At 66.3% G+C, this 17,932-nt stretch carries 13 protein-coding genes; 7 read left to right on the plus strand and 6 right to left on the minus strand.

Annotated features, from left to right (window positions below):
* Window positions 1-24: 24 nt before the first annotated feature.
* Both GVM20_RS08025 and GVM20_RS08030 read left to right on the plus strand, forming a co-directional pair.
* Window positions 25-1,488: a DUF1800 domain-containing protein gene (locus GVM20_RS08025; RefSeq protein WP_166546684.1), complete on the plus strand. Its 1,464-nt coding sequence runs from the start codon at window positions 25-27 to the stop codon at window positions 1,486-1,488.
* 5 nt (window positions 1,489-1,493) lie between these two features.
* Window positions 1,494-2,660, plus strand: a complete 1,167-nt coding sequence (locus GVM20_RS08030; RefSeq protein WP_166546685.1) for a DUF1501 domain-containing protein — start codon at window positions 1,494-1,496, stop codon at window positions 2,658-2,660.
* Here GVM20_RS08030 and GVM20_RS08035 read toward each other — a convergent pair.
* The 5 genes from GVM20_RS08035 to GVM20_RS08055 all read right to left on the minus strand — a co-directional run bounded on the left by GVM20_RS08035 (window position 2,657) and on the right by GVM20_RS08055 (window position 11,739).
* Window positions 2,657-5,035 carry a glycoside hydrolase family 3 protein gene (locus GVM20_RS08035; RefSeq protein ID WP_166546686.1) on the minus strand — a complete coding sequence of 793 codons (2,379 nt, stop codon included), beginning with the start codon at window positions 5,033-5,035 and terminating at the stop codon, window positions 2,657-2,659. The two genes, GVM20_RS08030 and GVM20_RS08035, sit on opposite strands and share 4 nt — an antisense overlap.
* Before the next feature lie 93 nt (window positions 5,036-5,128).
* The gene (locus tag GVM20_RS08040; protein ID WP_166546687.1) at window positions 5,129-6,328 is read right to left on the minus strand and encodes an MFS transporter; all 1,200 of its coding nucleotides are present in this window, start codon (window positions 6,326-6,328) and stop codon (window positions 5,129-5,131) included.
* On the minus strand, window positions 6,325-7,416 hold the full coding sequence (locus tag GVM20_RS08045) for a LacI family DNA-binding transcriptional regulator (RefSeq protein WP_166546688.1): 1,092 nt from the start codon (window positions 7,414-7,416) through the stop codon (window positions 6,325-6,327). The genes GVM20_RS08040 and GVM20_RS08045 overlap by 4 nt, the downstream gene beginning before the upstream one ends.
* Before the next feature lie 22 nt (window positions 7,417-7,438).
* Window positions 7,439-8,416: a glycoside hydrolase family 16 protein gene (locus GVM20_RS08050; RefSeq protein ID WP_166546689.1), complete on the minus strand. Its 978-nt coding sequence runs from the start codon at window positions 8,414-8,416 to the stop codon at window positions 7,439-7,441.
* A gap of 14 nt (window positions 8,417-8,430) precedes the next feature.
* Window positions 8,431-11,739, minus strand: a complete 3,309-nt coding sequence (locus tag GVM20_RS08055) for a TonB-dependent receptor (protein WP_166546690.1) — start codon at window positions 11,737-11,739, stop codon at window positions 8,431-8,433.
* Window positions 11,740-11,933: 194 nt separating this feature from the next.
* On the opposite strand from GVM20_RS08055, the gene GVM20_RS08060 reads away from it, so the two are divergent.
* From GVM20_RS08060 to GVM20_RS08080, 5 genes are all read left to right on the plus strand, one after another.
* Window positions 11,934-13,445 carry a tryptophan halogenase family protein gene (locus tag GVM20_RS08060; protein ID WP_166546691.1) on the plus strand — a complete coding sequence of 504 codons (1,512 nt, stop codon included), beginning with the start codon at window positions 11,934-11,936 and terminating at the stop codon, window positions 13,443-13,445.
* 94 nt (window positions 13,446-13,539) lie between these two features.
* The gene (locus GVM20_RS08065) at window positions 13,540-14,334 is read left to right on the plus strand and encodes an NTP transferase domain-containing protein (protein WP_166546692.1); all 795 of its coding nucleotides are present in this window, start codon (window positions 13,540-13,542) and stop codon (window positions 14,332-14,334) included.
* A gap of 6 nt (window positions 14,335-14,340) precedes the next feature.
* The gene (locus GVM20_RS08070) at window positions 14,341-15,024 is read left to right on the plus strand and encodes an HAD family hydrolase (protein WP_166546693.1); all 684 of its coding nucleotides are present in this window, start codon (window positions 14,341-14,343) and stop codon (window positions 15,022-15,024) included.
* Entirely contained in the window at window positions 15,021-16,193 is a 1,173-nt protein-coding gene (locus GVM20_RS08075) for a CDP-glycerol glycerophosphotransferase family protein (protein WP_166546694.1), read from the plus strand. The genes GVM20_RS08070 and GVM20_RS08075 overlap by 4 nt, the downstream gene beginning before the upstream one ends.
* Window positions 16,186-16,962, plus strand: a complete 777-nt coding sequence (locus tag GVM20_RS08080; protein WP_166546695.1) for an FkbM family methyltransferase — start codon at window positions 16,186-16,188, stop codon at window positions 16,960-16,962. Before GVM20_RS08075 ends, GVM20_RS08080 begins: the two co-directional genes overlap by 8 nt.
* Here GVM20_RS08080 and GVM20_RS08085 read toward each other — a convergent pair.
* A complete protein-coding gene (locus tag GVM20_RS08085; protein ID WP_166546696.1) occupies window positions 16,935-17,903 on the minus strand; it encodes an NAD(P)/FAD-dependent oxidoreductase in 969 nt (322 codons plus the stop codon). The two genes, GVM20_RS08080 and GVM20_RS08085, sit on opposite strands and share 28 nt — an antisense overlap.
* Window positions 17,904-17,932 lie beyond the last annotated feature (29 nt).

Below are 17,932 nucleotides of genomic sequence, written 5' to 3' on the forward strand. Positions count from 1 at the left end.
GACCCCCACCAGCACGGTCCGCCGATGAGCCCGGCCAGCATTGCGCTCAACCGCTTCGGCTATGGCTTCAGCGCGAAGGACAGCGCGGTGGGCGATCCGCGCGCTTACCTGCTGCGCCAGTGCGATGTATTCGACCCCGCGCCCGCCGCCATTGCCACGCGGCTCAGCACCCGCGCCAAGACCGGCGAAATGCTCGAACTGCTGCGGCGGCTGCGGCAGGACACCCGCGCGATGACCGCAATGGAGCAGGACGGCGCGCCCGCGATGGCCGAGGGGATGACGCGGCAGGAAGCCCGCGCCGCGGCCCTCGACGGTTTACCGCCCGAATATCGCGAACAGCTGGTCGAGGCCCGCCGCGTGCTCGCCGATGACATTGCCGTGCGCGTGAACACCGCGCTCACCAGCCCCGCCCCGATGGTGGAGCGGCTGGTGCATTTCTGGTCAAACCACTTCAGCGTCTCGGTCGGCAAGCCGGGCATCCAGTTCGAAGCCGGCCCGCACGAATTCACCGCGATCCGCCCGCATGTGCTGGGACGGTTTTCCGATATGCTGAAGGCAGCAGTGCTGCACCCGGCGATGCTGATCTATCTCGACCAGTTCCAGTCGATTGGCCCCAATGCGCCCTTCGCGCAGCGGCGCGCCCGGCGCGGCGGCGATCAGCAGCGCCCGCGCGGGCTGAACGAGAACCTCGCGCGTGAAGTGCTGGAGCTGCACACGCTGGGCGTCGACGGTGGCTACAGTCAGACCGACGTGACCGAGCTGGCCCGTGCGCTCACCGGCTGGACCGTGCCGGGGATTGGCCGGGTGGGCCGGTTTGCCGAAGATCAGCCGAGCGGCGCGGCGTTTGTGCCTTTGGTCCATGAACCCGGCGCGCGGCAGGTGCTGGGCCGCTCCTATCCCGCGGGCGAGGCGGGCCAAGCGCTGGCGATACTCGACGATCTTGCCACGCACCCGGCGACCGCGCACCATATCGCGACCAAGCTTGCGCGCCACTTCGCCGGAGACACGCCCCCGCCCGCGCTGGTGGCGCGGCTGGAGGAGGATTTCCTGACAACAGACGGCGATCTCGCCAGCCTCACCCGCGCCCTGATCGAAGCGCCCGAGGCGTGGAGGTCCGGCCCAGTCAAGTTCCGCACCCCGTTCGAATGGCTCGTCGCAGCGCTGCGGCTGACCGGCACCACCACCCTCCCGCCGCAGCGGATTGTCGGCGCGCTAACCGAGCTAGGACAAGTGCCGTGGCGCGCGCCCTCGCCTGCGGGCTATGATGACCTTGCGGCCAGCTGGGCCGGGCCCGACGCGCTGATCCGCCGGGTGGAGCTGGCCGAGCGGATCGCGCGCAATGCCCCGCAGGACGGCGTGATCGCCCGTGCCGAAGCGGCCTTTCCCGGCACTCTGGGCGAGGCGACCCTCACCCAGTTGAAGCGCGCCGAAAGCGGCCAGCAAGCGCTGGCGCTGCTGCTGGTCTCGCCTGAAATGTTGCGGAGATAGACGCCATGACGACCTCCCTCGATCGCCGTTCGCTGCTTGCCGGATCGCTGCTGGGCGCAGGCACCCTCGCCCTCCCCCGCCTGGCTTTTGCGCAAGGGACGGGGCGCCGCAATCTGCTGTTCGTGCTGCTCCGCGGCGCGGCGGACGGGATGGCGATGCTCGCGCCGGTCGGTGACCCCGGCTTCGCGGCGTTGCGCGGCGCGACCCTCGCCGATTACGAGAACGCGCCGCGGCTGGGCAGCTTCTTCGCCGTCCACCCGGCGCTGGCCGAGATCGCCACATCGGCAGCGGCAGGCGAGGCGCTGTTCGTCCACGCTGCGGCGACCGCCTACCGCGAACGCTCGCACTTCGATGGCCAGAACCTGCTGGAGAGCGGCGGCACCGCGCCCTATGCGACCAAGGACGGCTGGCTCAATCGCCTCGCCGGGCTGATGAACGCAGGCGCCCCCGCCCCCTTGCGCGCGCTGGCGATTGCGCCTGCCGTGCCGCTGGCGCTGCGCGGCGACGCGCCGGTTTCGAACTACGCCCCTTCGGCCCTGCCGCAAGCGAGCGAGGATCTGCTGGCGCGGGTCAGCCTGCTGTATGGCGCGGATGGCGAGCTGGGCCCGCTCTGGGCGCGCGCGCTGGAGACGCGGGCGATGGCGGCGGATGACGGCCTCAAAAACCTGCGCGATGCCAGCGCGGCGGGGGAACTTGCCGCCTCACTGATGCGCGGTGACAGCGGCGCGCGGATCGGGATGATCGAGCTTGGCGGCTGGGACACCCACGCCAACCAGCGCGGGGCCTTTGCCCGCTCCGCGCGGCAGCTTGACGCGCTGCTCGCGGCCTATCGCACGGGCATGGGCGCCGCCTGGACCGACACGCTGGTGGTGGTGGCGACCGAGTTCGGCCGCACCGCGCGCCTCAACGGCACCGGTGGCACCGATCACGGGACGGCGTCTGCGGCGCTGGTCATGGGCGGCGCGGTGCGCGGCGGGCGGGTCATTGCCGACTGGCCGGGACTGGCGGACGGCCAGCTTTACGAAGGCCGCGACCTGGCGCCCACCATCGCCCTGGAAAGCGTGATCGCAGGCGCGGTGGCCGAGCATCTTCGGCTCGATCCCAAGCTGGCGATGGCGCGGCTGTTCCCCGGTCGCAGCGATGCGCCGCTATCCGGGATCATCCGTGCCTAGAACGAGCACTCGGCTTCGGCCGCGCCCTCATCACGTGTGATCTCGCTGATCTGCATCGTGAAAGCGGCCTTCGAGGCGAAGGTCAGCTTGCCGCCCGTCGTGCCGAGGCATTTCGCGCTCAGCACCATCTCGCGCCAGCCCTTGCCCTCGGCGACCGAGAGGCCCTGCGTGATATCGAGCACCTTGCCGCCCGCCGTCACCGTCACGGCCGAGCCGGGGCGCGCGGTCACCTGATAGGTGATGCGCCACGCGGCGGCGCTGTCCGGCCCGGTCAGGGAAAGCTTGGCACCCGGCGCAAAGGCGACCTTGCGCGCGTCTTCCTGCGCCTTGCGGTCAACGCCGGTGGCGGTGATGCCGTTGCCCGCGCCGCGCAGGTCGGGGAGCAGCGCATTGTCGGCCACCGCCTGCACCTGCATCCCGAGCTTGCCATTGGCGAACCACACCGCGCCAGTATCGGCGGTGAGCGCCGCGCAGGTCTCGTCCAGCGGAGCCAGCGGCGCATTGGCACCGAGATCGAGGCCATAGCCCAGCGGGAACAGCGCGCCTTCGGGGCCATTCACCGGCGTGCCGTCGCAATGCGCCGGCCAGCTGAACGACAGCCGCCCGGTGGCAGGCCGCGCGCCGAACAATACGTCGGCCACGCCCGCACCTTCGCTGCCCGGCAACCAGGCGGCGACGAACGCGTCAGCGGCGTTGAGCTCGCGGTTGACCCACAAGGGGCGGCCCGAAAGGAAGACGGCCACGGTCGGAATGCCGCGCGCGCGGTAGGACTTGAGCAGGGTCAGGCCTTCTTCGTCGCGGAAGGCGAGATCCTTACGGTCGCCGACGAATTCGGCATAGGGCTCCTCGCCGAATACGACGATCGCGACGTCGGGCTTGCCGGCGGCGCTGCCCTTGGGTGCCAGCACGGCTTCACCGCCGCCTGCCTTGGCCGCCGCGGCGATGCCTGCATAGATCGAGGTCGCGCCGGGGAAATCGGCTGCGGTCAGATCGCCGCCGCCTTGCCATGTCACCGACCAGCCGCCTGCTTGCTGCGGGACATTGTCCGCCGCAAGCCCCGCCACTTCGATCCGCGCGCCCGCCTTCAGCGGCAGCACGCCCGCGTTCTTGAGCAAGACCTGCGATTTCGCCACCGCCTCACGCGCAATCGCGCGATGTTCGGCCGAGCCGAGCTTGTCCCACTTGCCGCCCAGCGCACGGGCCGAGGGCTTCACCTCGCCGGCAAAAATGCCGAGCTGCTGCTTCAGTCGCAGCACCCGCAGCACCGCCTCATCGAGCCGCGCCATCGGGATCGTGCCGTTCTTGACCTGCTTGAGGAGGCTGGCGTGGAGCGCCTTCCAATCCTCGGGCACCATATAGACATCGAGGCCCGCCAGCAGCGCCGCCGAGCAATTGGCATTGGTGCAGCCATCGACCTGCCCGTGACCGTTCCAGTCGCCCACCACCAGCCCGCCAAAGCCGAGCTTGCCGCGCAGCTCGCCGGTCAGCAGCGGTCCGTTGCCGTGCATCTTGGTGCCATTGATCGAGTTGAAGCTCGCCATGACGCTGGCGACCCCGGCGCTGATCGCGGCCGGGTAAGGCGCGGCGTGGATCGCCATCAGCGCCTTGAGATCGCCGTTGACGTCCCCTTGGTCGACGCCCTGCTCGGTGCCGCCGTCGCCGAAGAAGTGCTTGGCGGTCGCGGCAACCTTGCCCTCCCCGAGAAAGCCGGATTCGCCTGGACGGCCTTGCAGGCCTTCGACCATCGCCGCGCCCAGCTTGCTGACCAGCGCAGGATTTTCCGAATAGCTTTCGTACGTCCGGCCCCAGCGATCATCGCGTGCCACGGCAATCGTCGGCGCGAAGGTCCAGTCGATGCCGGTCACTTCAATCTCGATGGCGGTGGCAGCGCCAATGCGGCGGATCAGGTCGGCATCGCCGGTCGCGCCGAGGCCGATATTATGGGGGAAGACGGTCGCGCCCACCACATTGGCATGACCGTGCACAGCGTCGGTGGCCCAGACCGCCGGGATTGCCGGTTCGCCCTTGGGCAGCGGCGCAGTCGAGGCCGCCCAATATTCGTCGGCGAGCTTCAGCCAGTCGGCGGCAGGGGCCTTGTCATTGCCATAGGGGCCGGAATTGCCGCCATTGAGGATCGTGCCGAAGCGGTATTTGCGCACATCGGCGGGGGTGATCGAGCCGATGTCCGGCATGACCAGTTGCGCGACCTTGTGCTTGAGGCTCATGCGCGCGAGCAGACCCTCAGGCGTGTTCGCATCCGCCGCAGTCGGCACAGTCTCGCTTGCCGAGCGCACTTCCGGCGCCGTGCTGCATCCGGCCAGAAGCGCCGCCAGCGCTGCCCCGCAGGCCAGCTGACCAAACCCGTTTCGTGCCATGCACTCAGTCCCTCCCAAGACCGCGATTTTCTTTGTGAACGTTATCAATCTATGCCGCCGCCCGTCCGCTTTGGCAAGCATCAAGCGCAGGCTTCACCTCCGGCGAGCAAAGCCCGCCAGCAGCACCGCGCTTGCCAGTGACAAGGCGGCAAACAGCACGAACAACGCGCCATAGCCGAAGCGCGGCACCAGCAACACGGTGAACCATGGCATGACCATCCCCGGCACGGTGTTGGTGAGGTTGAACACACCGAGATCCCGCGCCCGGTGCTGCGGTGCAGGCAGAACGCGCAGGGTCTGGCTGGCATGAAGCGCGAGAAAGATCGCCGCGGCGATCGCGAACAACACATAGCCCGCAATCGCCAGCGCCAGCGTGTCCGCCGCCGCCATCACCAGCATCCCACAGGCACATAACACCGCAGTCGCCACCAGCGGCTGGATCGGGCGACCGTGGCGGTCGGACCAGCGCCCCAGCAGCAGCGAAATCGGCACCGCGCAGACCAGCACGGCGCTGAAGATATTGGCGGCGCCGTTTTCGGGATAATCGGGCGCAAGCGAACGCAACCAGTAGAGCAGGAAAGCGAACATCCCGCCTTCGGCCACCTGCACCAGCAGCCGCGCAGCCCACATCCGCGCGACGACGCGTTGGCGAAAGGGGCGGGGTTCGCGGGTGCGCAAAATGGGCGCCATCAGCGCAGGACGCTCCCGCCCCTTGCCCAGCGCCACCGCAGGCAGCACCAGCGCGCTCACCAGCACCGCGACCAGCATCAGCCGCGCTTCGGGTGCGACCAGGCCCGCATAGGTCACCAGCGATCCCGCCAGCGCGCCCAAGGCAGGCGAGAGCGCCAATGCACCGCCCAGCACGCCCTTCTGTTCGTCGGGAAAGCAGTCCCCCGCCCAAGCCATCAGCGGCGCGAGCATGAGGTTAAGCGCGACCTGCCAGACCATCACCAGCACGATGATTTCAGTAACGCTCTCCGCCCTGCCAACCGCCAGCAGGAGCAGGTTGGAAGCGATCAGCCCGGCGATGATCCAAGGACGCCGCGTGCGCGAATAATCGCTGAGCATGCCAACCGCGATATTGGCGATGCTCGCCATCAGCGCGCCGAGGAAGGTGACTTGCGCCAGCGCGGCGACATCCTCGCTCCCTTGCAGATCGGCGATCCGCTGCGGCAGCAACACGGTCAGCAGCGGGACATAGGCGACCGCGCCGCCCGCCGCCGCCAGCGCAAACAGCGCGAGGAACCAGCGGGGCTGGCGTTGCGGCGGCGGGTCGGCGGGGGCGGCGTTCAAGCCCGGCTCGGTGCGTGGGCGTGAGCCTGAGCAGGAGCCTCGACAGGGGGCGGCGCGGTGGAGGAACGCTCGACCAGCCCGGCGGCGACTTCAATCACCGCGTCATCATCACCGTCCGGGCCGCGCGCGATCAGCTGTTCGACCGCGCGGCTGACCGTCTCGGCAATCGGCTGATCGACCGCGGTCAGCGGCGGCTGTGAGAAGCGCACGATCGGCGTGTTATCGAAGGAGATCAGCGACAGGTCATGGGGCACCGCCAGCCCTCGGTCACGCGCCACTTCAAGCGCGGCGAGGGTCATCTGGTCGCTCGATCCAATGATCGCGGTCAGATCGGCGTGTCGGTCCAGCAGAGCGCGTGCAGCGCGGGTGCCGGAGGCGTAGCCGAAATCGCCCACTTCCAGCAGCCCGTCATGCGGCAGGCCCGCCTCGTCCATTGCGCGCTTCCAGCCATCGATCCGCCAGCCGCTCAGGCTGTATTGCGGCGGCCCGGCGATCATCGCGATGCGGCGATGGCCGAGCTCGATCAGCCGCGCGGTGGCGAGATGCGCGGCGCTTTCATCGCCCATGGTGAGCGGGATGCCTGGCCCCGGCGCGTTGGAGCCGATACGAGCAAAGGGAATGTTCCGTTCCGCCAAAAGCTGCGTGATGAGGCGGTTTTCCGAGTGCGGCGGCGTAAGGATCACCCCATCGGGCTGCAAGGCAGACAGCGCCGCGCCCAGCTCGCGCTCGACGTGATCGGAGTGGGTATCGACCAGCTCCACCATCATCCGGTAGCCGTGCTGCGAGCAGGTCAGGATCCCGCCCAGCAGCATCTGGTCGACCCAGTCCGTGCCGAGCCGCGCGCGCCAATCGGCCAGCGTGCGTTCCCGGTCATTGATGGCGAGGATGATGTAGGAGCGCGATCCGCTCATGCGCTGGGCGGCGAGGCTGGGGACATAGCCCAGCCGGTCAATCGAGGCGCGCACCTTGTCGCGCAGCTGCGGGCGCACGTTCGGCCCGCCGTTCACCACCCGGCTTACGGTCTGGAGCGAAACGCCCGCATCTTCCGCGACGTCCCTGATCGTGACTGTCTTGCGCACCCGCGCCATTACCCGTCAAACCTCGTCCCGTTTACCGAATGCACGCGCGTCCCGTCGCGGGATCGCTGGCGCAGCGATAGACCCTGATCCAGTCGATTGCGAATTGCGCGGGAAAGGTATCCGCTGCAACCCCCTTGGCATTGTTTTCTTCGGACAATCGCCCGCCCACCGCAAGGTTGGCCATGACGTAGAACGGCTGGTCGAACGGCGCTGTCGGGCGGCCCTTGGCGTTGGGTGCGGCGGTGCTCCACTGCTCGGCCGTGACGGTGAGATGCACGCGGTCATCAACCAGGAAGCGGATCAGCCCCTCGGCCCATTCGACGGAATAGACGTGGAAATCATCCGATGGCAGCGCCAGATCGGGCAGCGCATTGCGGTGATCGACGAACCTGTTCTGCGGCGCGAAATCGCCGAAATGGAGCGCGCTGATAGTCCGGTTTTCGCCGCGGCCGCCTTCGCATTGCTTGCACTTGGCGCCGATGTTAACCGCTTCGAGGATATCGATCTCGCCCGAGCGCGGCCAAGCGCCATAGGCATTGTCTTCCGGCATCATCCACACCGCGGGCCACGTCCCCTGCCCCGGCGGCACTTTGGCACGCACTTCGATCCGCCCATATTTCCACGCGTGCTGGCCGATGGTGCGAACCTTCCCCGAAGTGTGCGACTGGGTCACGCTGGGATTGTTGTGTTCCGCAATCTCGGGCGGGCGCGCGGGGCCGGTGAAGCGCTCCTTGCGGGCCTTCAGCAGCAACATCCCGCCTTCAACCGCGATATTGTCGGGCCGGTCGGTGTAGCATTGCCGCTCGGCATTGCCGCCGCCCCAGCACGAGACTTCGGGCGTCCACTTGGAGCGGTCGAGCTGCGAGCCTTCAAACTCGTCAGCCCAGACCAGCTCCCAGCCCGCCCCTTCCAGCGGGGCGAGCGCCTGCTCCTCAGACGGAGGCGTCGCCCCCAAAAGCAGCAGGGCCGCTGACAGCGTCCCCGCCTTCAGCAGCCCTGCGATTGTCATATCCTACTCTCTGATCAGAAGTCGAAGCGGGCAATGAAGGTATAGCGGCGGTCATTGCGGAACACCGCACTGATCGGACGCGTTCCGTCATAGTCGATGACCGTCGACAATTGCGTGGTCTCGTCGAGCAGGTTCACGCCCTGCACGCCCAGCTTGATGTTGTCGGTCAAGCTGTAAAGGATCGTCCCGTCAAGCTGGCCGCCGGCTTCCTGGAAGATCGGCGCGAATGGGAACAGATCGTCCCGCTGCGTCACAAGGAAGGCGCTGCGCCAGTTATAGGCGGCACGCATCGACAGCGGCCCCTTTTCATAGAACAGCGTGGCGTTGACCGTGTGCTTCGAAATCCCGGCAAGCGGCAGCTGACCGGAGAACGGACCGTTGTTGAGCGGCTGGCCGCTCGAATTGACCGACGGCGAACCAATGCCCGAGATGTTCGGGTTCGGGAAGTCACTGCCATCGACGTAGGTATAGGTCACGGCCGTCCCGAACCCGCTCAACAATCCGGGCAGGAAATCAAAGGTCTGCTGATAGGCCAGTTCGACACCCTTCAGAACGCCTGAGAGATCGTTGGCCGGACCATTGATGATCACTTCCTCGGAATCGCCATTGGACGAGGGGTAATTGACGAGGCCCGTTCCGTTGGTAACGATCCCCTTGATGTCCTTGACGAAGAAGGCCGCGCTCAACTGGCCGAGCTTGCCGAAATACCACTCCGCGCTGAGATCGTAGTTCCACGATTCGGTTGGCCGCAAGTTGCGGTTCCCGGTCGACACGGAGAGCAGCGGCCCATCCGTCACACGGCCACTGAAGCCCAACACCCCGCCTGCGTTGAACAGGTTCAGGTCGGGACGACTGATCCCCTTCGATACCGCCGCCCGCACAACGATCCCGCCGCCGTTGTCATAGCGGACGTTGAAGGATGGCAGGAAGTGATCGAAGTTGATGTCTCGGGTATCGCGGATGAGCTGGCCGGTGTGCAAGGCCGCAAATTCAGCGAGGCGTGAGCCGGTGAGCTGGCAGAAGACCTGCTGCGGAACGCCCGGGCCAGCCCCACGGCAGGCCGCGGCGATTTCAGCCACCTGCACCGTGCCGTCACCATTGCCGCCGACCGACGTCGCATCGAAGCGGGCCGGATCGGGGAAGGCCAACAGCGAATTGTTGCTGACGTTTGTCCGGACGTAACGCAGGCCAATGTTCCCCGCGAGCGAAGCGCCGCCGTCAAAATCGGTACCGAAATCAAGGCGCGCATAGGCTGCTGACGTGATTTCGGTGACATCCGAAATTTCCCCGGGGCAGAACGGACCGCACGCCACCGTCGTACCATCCAGCAGCACACGGGTGCGGCCATTGACGCCCAGGTTGAAGCGTTCCGGCGACTGACCCAGGGTGCTGATCTGGTCCCACTGCTGATCTGTCACGCCCGACAGATATTCGCCGAGGAAGTCGTCACCGCCATAGAAGAACGCACCGCCACCCGCGATCGGGGTGCTTGCTTCGCCCCGCTGGAAGTTGTCGGCGAAGGGCGTGCGATACGCGGACGCTTCGGGGACTTCATCGGTGAAGACACCACCCGCGATCGCAAATTCCTGCCCGGGCAGTCCGGTGAAGAAACGGCCCGGCTGGAAACCGCCGGTCGCAGCGCAGCCCGGACCTTCGTTCCACGGTGCACAGCCCGCACGCCCGGCCCAAGGCGCCGAAAGGTTGCCCCAAGTGCTGAAGTTGGTGTTGCGGTTAATGCGATCACGCGCCGCCCAGCGCCCGCCGACCTCGACCTTTTTGAAGAAACCATCGTCGCTGAGGTCATATTCGAGACTGCCGGCAAGGCTGAACAATTCACCCTCGTTCGCCTCGCGGCTGTCGAGACCGAACCAGTAATAATTGTTGCGCCCGCTGGTGAAGTAATCGGTGGGTGCGCCGACCGGGGCCAGGAACTGGATATCCGGCGTCTTGCCCCGCAGATCGATAGAGATATCAGACCAGGTGCTCAAAGCGCCGAACACCGCATCGCGGCGAAGGTTCGAGCTGAGGCTCTGCATCTCGACCTTGCCGCGGAAGCGCTCAGTGAAGTTCATCTTCGCATCGAACGATATGTCCTGCGTGACCGAATTGACTTCACGCAGGAAGCGCAGCGAGTCCGTGGGGATACCACCGCGGCCGAACGGGTTGGCATAGGCATTGCCGACATTCTGCGTGAGAATGCCGCTGACGAAGTTGCCGTTTTCGTCGAATTCGAAATTCGTACCCGGACGCGGCTGGTTGGTCGACACGCCATCGTCGATCCGGCCAAGCAGCGCGAACTCTTCCGTGGCAAAACTCGTTTCCGAACGCAGGTATTCCAGCGTCATCACCAAGTCGCCATCAAGCGTTTCGAACTGACCGATCGCCGAGATCGCCTCGCGATCGCGATCCAGCGTGGTCGAACGCACGTTGGCGAACTGCGGCACGACGACCGAGTTGGCCGGCGGGAAGTTTTCAGGCGTGAAGTTGGGCACATCGCCGAACCCGCCCGAGTTGAGGTTGAAAATGCGCGCACAGCCGCCGGAAAGGTCAGCCGGGCGATAGCAATAATCGACCAGCTGCGAGGCATCGGTGCGGCTCTTCAGCTTCGACTTCGAGTAGCTGAGCTGGACCCCGAAGGTGCCCTGTCCGGTGTCGAAAGTGTTGGAGGCAAGGATGTTGTAGGTCGGCGACCATTCTTGCCGCAGATCGCCGTAGTTCGCTTCAATCGATCCGGCGACATGGAAACCGCGCCTGTCGAGCGGCTTGCGGGTGACGAGGTTCACGAGGCCCGCAATATGGCCTTCGATCTGATCGGCAGTGATGTTCTTGTAGACTTCAACACGGCCCACAAGCTCGGGCGAAACGTCCTCGAAGCTCAGCGCACGGCCGCCATTGGCCGAGAAGATGTCGCGCCCGTTCAGCTGCGAACTGACAAAGGGCAAGCCGCGAATGATGACGCCCGTGCCTTCGACCGAGAAGCGGGTCGGGTCAGACGTCTTTTCGAACCGGCCGATGTTGACGCCGGGGATACGCTGCAGCGTTTCCGCCACCGAACGGTCGGGCAGCGCGCCGATGTCTTCTGCCGAGATCACGTCGACCACGGTATCGGCATTGCGCTTGATGTTCTGGGCGGATTGCAGCGAGGCGCGGAAGCCGGTGACGATGATATCGCCCTCTTCCTCTTCGGCAGCCACGGCTTCTGGCGCGGCGGCATCGGCATCTTGCGCCCATGCAGGAGCCGCGGTCGCAGCGGAAATCGCCAGCAAGGATGCGGTCCCGAATGCGAACGGGCGCCGACGCGGCGCAACACTAGCGGTGGTCATAAGTTTCATCTCTCCCCATGCCGCGCGACAGATTCGTGCCTGTTGCTGCGGGCTGCGGCACATTCTTAGCGCATCTTGAGAGCGTTCTCAAGACTTGTAATCTTGGGTTCATATTGCATTCTGGCAACACTTCGCGGGGTGGTGTAGACCCCGCTGACATAGCCCGCAGAGGCTCGACCGGGATTGGGAAAAACGTGGCAATTGAACGCATTATCATCGTCGGCGGCGGAACGGCCGGGTGGATGGCGGCAGCGGCGCTGTCGCGCATCAAGGCTGGCCGGGCTGTGGAAATCACACTGATCGAATCCGAAGCCATCGGCACGGTCGGCGTCGGCGAGGCAACGATTCCACCCTTTGTGGGCTTCAACGATCTGCTCGGCATCAAGGAAAGCGAGATGCTGGCCGCCGTGGGTGGCACCTTCAAACTGGGCATCCAGTTCGAAAACTGGGGCAATCTGGGTGACAGCTACATCCACCCCTTTGGCGCCTATGGCTACACGATGGGCGGGATCAGCTTCCACCATGTCTGGCACCGCATGAACAAGGCCGGAGACAAGCGCCCGATCCAGGTCTTCAATCTGGAAACCATGGCTGCCTATTTCGGCAAGTTCGCCCGGACCGAAGATTACGCGCGCGACGATCTGCCGCCGGTCAATTACGCCTACCACCTTGATGCGGGCCGCTACGCCGCGTTCCTGCGCCGCTTTGCTGAAGAACGCGGCGTGGTGCGGCAGGAAGGCAAGGTCGCTGATGTCGCGCTCGACCCTGAGAGCGGCTTTGTCACCGGGGTCACGCTGGACGATGGCCGCCAGTTTGCAGGCGACCTGTTCATCGATTGCTCGGGCTTCCGGGGCCTGCTGATCGAGCAGGCGCTGAAGACCGGCTATGACGACTGGAGCCAGTACCTTCCCTGCAACCGCGCCGTGGCGCTGCCCTGCAAGCGCGACGACGGCAGCCCGCCCCCGCCCTTCACCCGCGCGACCGCGCACAGCGCCGGCTGGCAATGGCAGGTGCCGCTGCAACACCGCAACGGCAACGGCCATGTCTATTGCTCCAGCTACATGGAAGACCAGCAGGCGCTCGACATCCTGCTTGGCAATATCGCGGGCAAGCCGCAGGCCGAGCCCAATTGGCTGCGCTTTGTGACCGGACGCCGGAAGAAGTTCTGGAACAAGAATGTCGTCGCCCTGGGGCTGGCGGCGGGCTTCATGGAGCCGCTGGAATCGACCTCGATCCACCTCATCAACACCGGCATCGACAAGCTGATCTCGCTGCTGTCGCTGGACGGGATCACACAGGTGCAGGAGGATACCTTCAACCGCCTCACGGGCCGCGAATATGCCCGTATCCGCGACTTCCTGATCCTGCATTACAACGCCACCCAGCGCACCGATTCCGATTTCTGGAATTACGTCCGCACGATGGAGGTGCCGGACACGCTCAAGGAAAAGGTCGAGATCTTCCGGGCCAACGGCCAGATCTTCCGCGAGGAAGACGAATTGTTCACGGAAACGAGCTGGGCCGCAGTGATGATGGGTCAGGGGATCACCATGGGCGGCCACAATGCGATGGCCGACGCGCTCGATCCGGCCACGACCCGGACGGAGGTGGACGAGATGGAAAGATCGATCCGCTACCTCGTCCAGCACATGCCGGGGCATGGCGATTATCTGGCGCGTTATTGCCCTGCACCAATCGCCGCGTGACGCGCGGCTAGCGGGCGATTCTTGACAAACGCGGGCGGCGCTTGAAAGGGGAAGCGTCGCCCATCCCCCGTTCGCCCCGAGGTTTCGCCCCGCCATGACCCCCGATCCGCACGGCTGGACCGCGCTCGTGCTGGCCGGACAGCGCCCGGGCGTTGACCCGGTGGCCGCGCATTTCGGGCTGGAGGCCAAGGCCCTGGTGCCAGTCGCCGGTGAATTGATGCTGGGCCGGGTGCTGATGGCGCTGGCCGACACCCCGCACATCGCGCGGATCATCGTGCTGGCGCAAAACACGCTCAAGCTGCAAGCGCACCCCGATCTGGCCTGGGCGGTGGAAGAGCCGCGGATCACGTTCCAGGTGTCAGGCCCCACGATCAGCGGGTCCGTTCTGGCGGCGGTGAACGATCCGACGATTGGCCTGCCGGTGCTGGTCACCACCGCCGACAATGTGATGCTCACGCCTGCTACCCTTGCCGAATTCATTGCCAGAGCGGGCGCGAGCGATGTCAGCGTGGCGATGGTCGAACGCGCCCGGTTGGAAGTTGCCGTGGGCCCCAACCGGCGGACATGGCTGACCTTCAAGGGCGGCGCTTACACCGGGGCGAACCTGTTCGCCCTGACCGCCCCGGCCGCGCGCAATGCGCTGACATTCTGGGAGCGCGTCGAGCAGGACCGCAAATCAGTGCTGCGGCTCGCCGCGCATTTTGGCCCGGTCTTGATGGCAAAGCTGCTGCTGCGGCGGATGACCGTCCACGAAGCGCTTGCGGCCGCCGGTACGAAGCTTGGTGCGAGCGCCGCGCCGGTGCTGCTCAGTGATGGGCGCATGGGGGTCGATGTCGACAAGGTCGAGGACCACGCGCTGGCCGAGCGTCTGCTGGCCGATCGGGGCTGACTGCCGGTGCAGCGCATCGCCCTCTATGATCTCGACCGCACGGTGACCCGCGCGCCGACCTTCACGCCGTTTCTCGTCCACATGGCAGCAAGCGGCAACCCGTTACGGCTGCTCGCCGTACCGCTGTGGGTGTTGGCAATGTTGGGCTACAAGGCAAAATTTTACGGGAGAAAGCCGCTCAAGCAGTTCGGCTTGCGCCTGCTGGTCGGGCGGGAGGTGCGCAATGCTGCGCTGCAATCCCAAATCGACGCCTTTGTTGCGCGGCAGTTGGCGCGCAATATCCAGCCGGGCGCGCGTGCAAAGATCGCCGCCGACCGGGCAGCGGGCGTTCGCCTCGTCCTCGTCACGGCGGCACCTGAAATCTATGCCGAGGCACTGGCGCAGGCGCTCGGCTTTGAAGCCTGCATCGCCACCCGCCACCAGCGCGATGGTGCGGGCAACCTCCTCGCGCTGATCGACGGCGAGAACAATTACGGCGGACATAAGGTCGCCCGCGTCGAGGATTGGCTGGCAGGCCAAGGCCTCGCCCGCGCGGACTGCCACCTCACCGCCTATACCGACCACGCCAGCGACGCACCGATCCTGAATTACGCCGATACCGGCGTGCTGGTCGGCCGTTACGCCAAGGTGCAGCGCGGCTGGGCGCAGGTCGATTGGAGCGCGCCTGAACAGGGCCGGGCCGCCACATGAGCCGCATCTGCTTCCTGTTCAACCACGATCAGACGCACCAATTGGCGCATTCGCTCCCCATCGCGATGGCGCTGGCGGCCCGGAGCGAGCACCGGATCGTGCTTGCCTACACCAAGCCCGCGATGCGGGCCGAGATCGAGCGGCAGGCAAATCCGGCGCTGCTCGCCAAGGTCGAACTGGTGCGGCTCACCCTCAAGCAGAGCGGCTCGCAAGCGCTTGCGAGCCTGCTTGAGCGGGTGGTTCCGGCGCGCAAACTGCTCATCTACCGCGACAATCTCGATTTCTTTGCCAGCTTCGATGCGGTGGTGGTCTCGGAAAAGACCTCGCTGCTGCTCAAGACCCTCTACGGGCTGGACAACGTCAAGCTGATCCACACCCGCCACGGTGCAGGCGACCGGGCCATCGGCTTCAACAAGGAAAGCGCCGGTTTCGATCTGGTGCTCGTCTCTGGCCCCAAGATCCGCGACCGGCTGATCGCGGAAGCCGGGCTCACGCCTGAACAGATTGCACTGGTCGGCTATCCCAAGTTCGATCTGTGCGCGAACAACCGCTTCGCGGATACCTTCCCGGCGCCCGAGCGGCCGACCGTAATCTACAACCCCCACCCCTCGCCCAAGCTATCGAGCTGGTTCAAGCATGGTGCGGCGGTGATCGCGGCATTTCGGAATCAGGATCGCTACAATCTGATCTTCGCGCCGCACGTCATGCTGTTTGAGCGCAAGTGGGTGGTCACGCTGGACCCCCCGAGCCTTGCGCGGGTGGTGCCGCCCGGCGCGCAGTACCGCGCTGAACGCCGCATCCACATCGACACCGGCAGTGCCGCCAGCAGCGACATGAGCTACACCAACCGCGCGGATATCTACCTCGGCGATGTCAGCAGCCAGGTTTACGAGTTCCTGCGCGCGCCCCGTCCGTGCCTGTTTCTGAACTCGCATGGAGTGGATTGGCAAAACGATCCTAACTACCTCCACTGGCGCGCGGGCCCGGTGCTGGATTCGCCTGCCCATCTGCTCGATGCGATTGATGCTGCGGTCGCTGCGCATCCCGACTATGCCCCCACCCAACAGGCGCTGATCGACGCGACCTTCTCTCTCAGCGAGCGCGCCTCGGCCGAGCGGGCAGCCGAGGCGATTGGCGCGTTTCTCAAAGGAACCAAGCCCCTTGGGTAGTCTCAGCGATTTCTGGCGTTACGGCGTGGTCAAGACAGCGCGCAAGCTGAAGGCCGCCGCCCTATCGCCAGTGCGGGCCGCGCGCGGTGAGGGGCCGGTGCGCTCGGCTTACGGCGTGCTGATGGTGCCGAACTGGCAGGACACCACGTTCCGCTATTGCATCTTCGGCACCTATGGCAGCGATCTCTCCGATCTGCTGCTGGGCCAGCGGGAGCCGTTCGTGTTTGTCGATATCGGCGCCAATCAGGGGCTCTATTCGCTGATCGCCGCGCAGAACCCCACGTGCCGCCAGATCATCGCCTTCGAGCCTGTTCCGGCCACCCACGCGCGGCTGGCGGCCAATGTGGGGCTGAATGGCGGGGCAGAGCGCACGGTGCTGCACCAGCTGGCGATTGCCGACACTGTTGGCGAAGTCGAGATCAGTGTTGCCGAAGGTCACACCGGCACGGCCACACTGGCCGGACGCGAGGGACAGGGCGGTGGCGGCGGCGTGGTGATCCACACCATCGACGCGCCGCTGGTCGATCCGCTGTTGGCGGGCGACCTGCCGATGTTCGTCAAGATCGACGTCGAGGGGCTGGAGGCGGTGGTCATAGCCGAACTCGCCAAGACCAGGGCGTTCGCGCGGGTCCAGGCCATCTTCTACGAGGTGGATGACCGCTGGGCGCGCGCAGAGGCAATCGAAGCCCTCCTGCGCGGCGCAGGCTTCACCCGCTTCGCCAAATATGGCCGCGGGCATCACTACGACGTGCTGGCGACCCGCTCCTGAAGCACCGCTTGCGCGAGCGCGCGGCCTGACAGCCAAGCCCCTTCGACCCGCGGGCTGTGCAGATAATCGCCCGCGATCCCGATCCGCAAAGCGGCATCGAAGCGCGCGCCTTCTCCGCCAAGCGCTTGCGGCAGGGCATAGAGCCAGCGGTGCGCATCCAAGTGTTGCGGCGACTCCGGCGCAGCGCCGGTCGCGGCGAAGAAGTCAGCCAGCAAGGTTTGCGCGACCTCCTCCTTGGGCAGGTCGATCAGTTCGCGGCTGCGGGCGGGTGAGGCGTGGATCACCCAGGTCTCCACCCCTCTACGCCCCGGCTTGGCCGAGTTGCGCGCGGCCCAGCTGATGGGGCCGGTATCGGAAGGGTAGGTGTCGGGGGCAATCGGCAGAGGTGCATCGAACCCTGCCATCACCGCCCAGCACGGCGCGGAGGCAACGCTCCCCGCCAGATCGGCAAGATCGGGCGCGACCCCGGCCAGCAGCACGGCGGCCTGTTCGGCAGGGACAGCCACAAGCACGGTGGCGGCGGTGAAGCTCTGATCGCCCGCTCCGATCCGCCAAACCGCGCCGGTGCGCTCCAATCGCTCCGCCCGCACGCCCCAGCGCACGTCCAGCGGCTCGGCCATCGCCTTCACACAGGCGTTCATCCCCGGCGTGCCGACCCACGCATCATCGCCCGCGGCAGGCCAAGGCGCGGCAACGCCCGCCGCTTCCCAAGCCAGAACCGCCTCGCGGAACGCCGGATCGCGTGCGGTGAAATACTGCGCGCCGTGATCGAAGCCGACCTGCGCGCCGCCGAACTCCACCCGCCGCGCCGCCATGCGCCCACCAGGGCCGCGCCCCTTGTCGAGCACGATGATGCGTTGTCCCACAGCCTCCAAAGCGGTCGCCGCGGAAAGTCCCGCCATGCCGCCGCCGATAATCAGAATATCACAATGTCCGTCCATCCCGCGCCAACGCACAGGAGGCGGCGAAG

This window comes from Porphyrobacter sp. SLTP (assembly GCF_009905735.1).
Taxonomy (GTDB): Bacteria; Pseudomonadota; Alphaproteobacteria; order Sphingomonadales; family Sphingomonadaceae; genus Erythrobacter.

Coding starts and splice junctions, on each gene's coding strand:
- GVM20_RS08030 (WP_166546685.1), top strand. CDS start 1,494: ATGACGACCTCCCTCGATCGCCGTTCGCTGCTTGCCGGATCGCTGCTG.
- GVM20_RS08065 (WP_166546692.1), top strand. CDS start 13,540: ATGACCCCCGATCCGCACGGCTGGACCGCGCTCGTGCTGGCCGGACAG.
- GVM20_RS08050 (WP_166546689.1), bottom strand. CDS start 8,416: ATGACAATCGCAGGGCTGCTGAAGGCGGGGACGCTGTCAGCGGCCCTG.
- GVM20_RS08025 (WP_166546684.1), top strand. CDS start 25: ATGAGCCCGGCCAGCATTGCGCTCAACCGCTTCGGCTATGGCTTCAGC.
- GVM20_RS08035 (WP_166546686.1), bottom strand. CDS start 5,035: ATGGCACGAAACGGGTTTGGTCAGCTGGCCTGCGGGGCAGCGCTGGCG.
- GVM20_RS08085 (WP_166546696.1), bottom strand. CDS start 17,903: ATGGACGGACATTGTGATATTCTGATTATCGGCGGCGGCATGGCGGGA.
- GVM20_RS08045 (WP_166546688.1), bottom strand. CDS start 7,416: ATGGCGCGGGTGCGCAAGACAGTCACGATCAGGGACGTCGCGGAAGAT.
- GVM20_RS08055 (WP_166546690.1), bottom strand. CDS start 11,739: ATGACCACCGCTAGTGTTGCGCCGCGTCGGCGCCCGTTCGCATTCGGG.
- GVM20_RS08075 (WP_166546694.1), top strand. CDS start 15,021: ATGAGCCGCATCTGCTTCCTGTTCAACCACGATCAGACGCACCAATTG.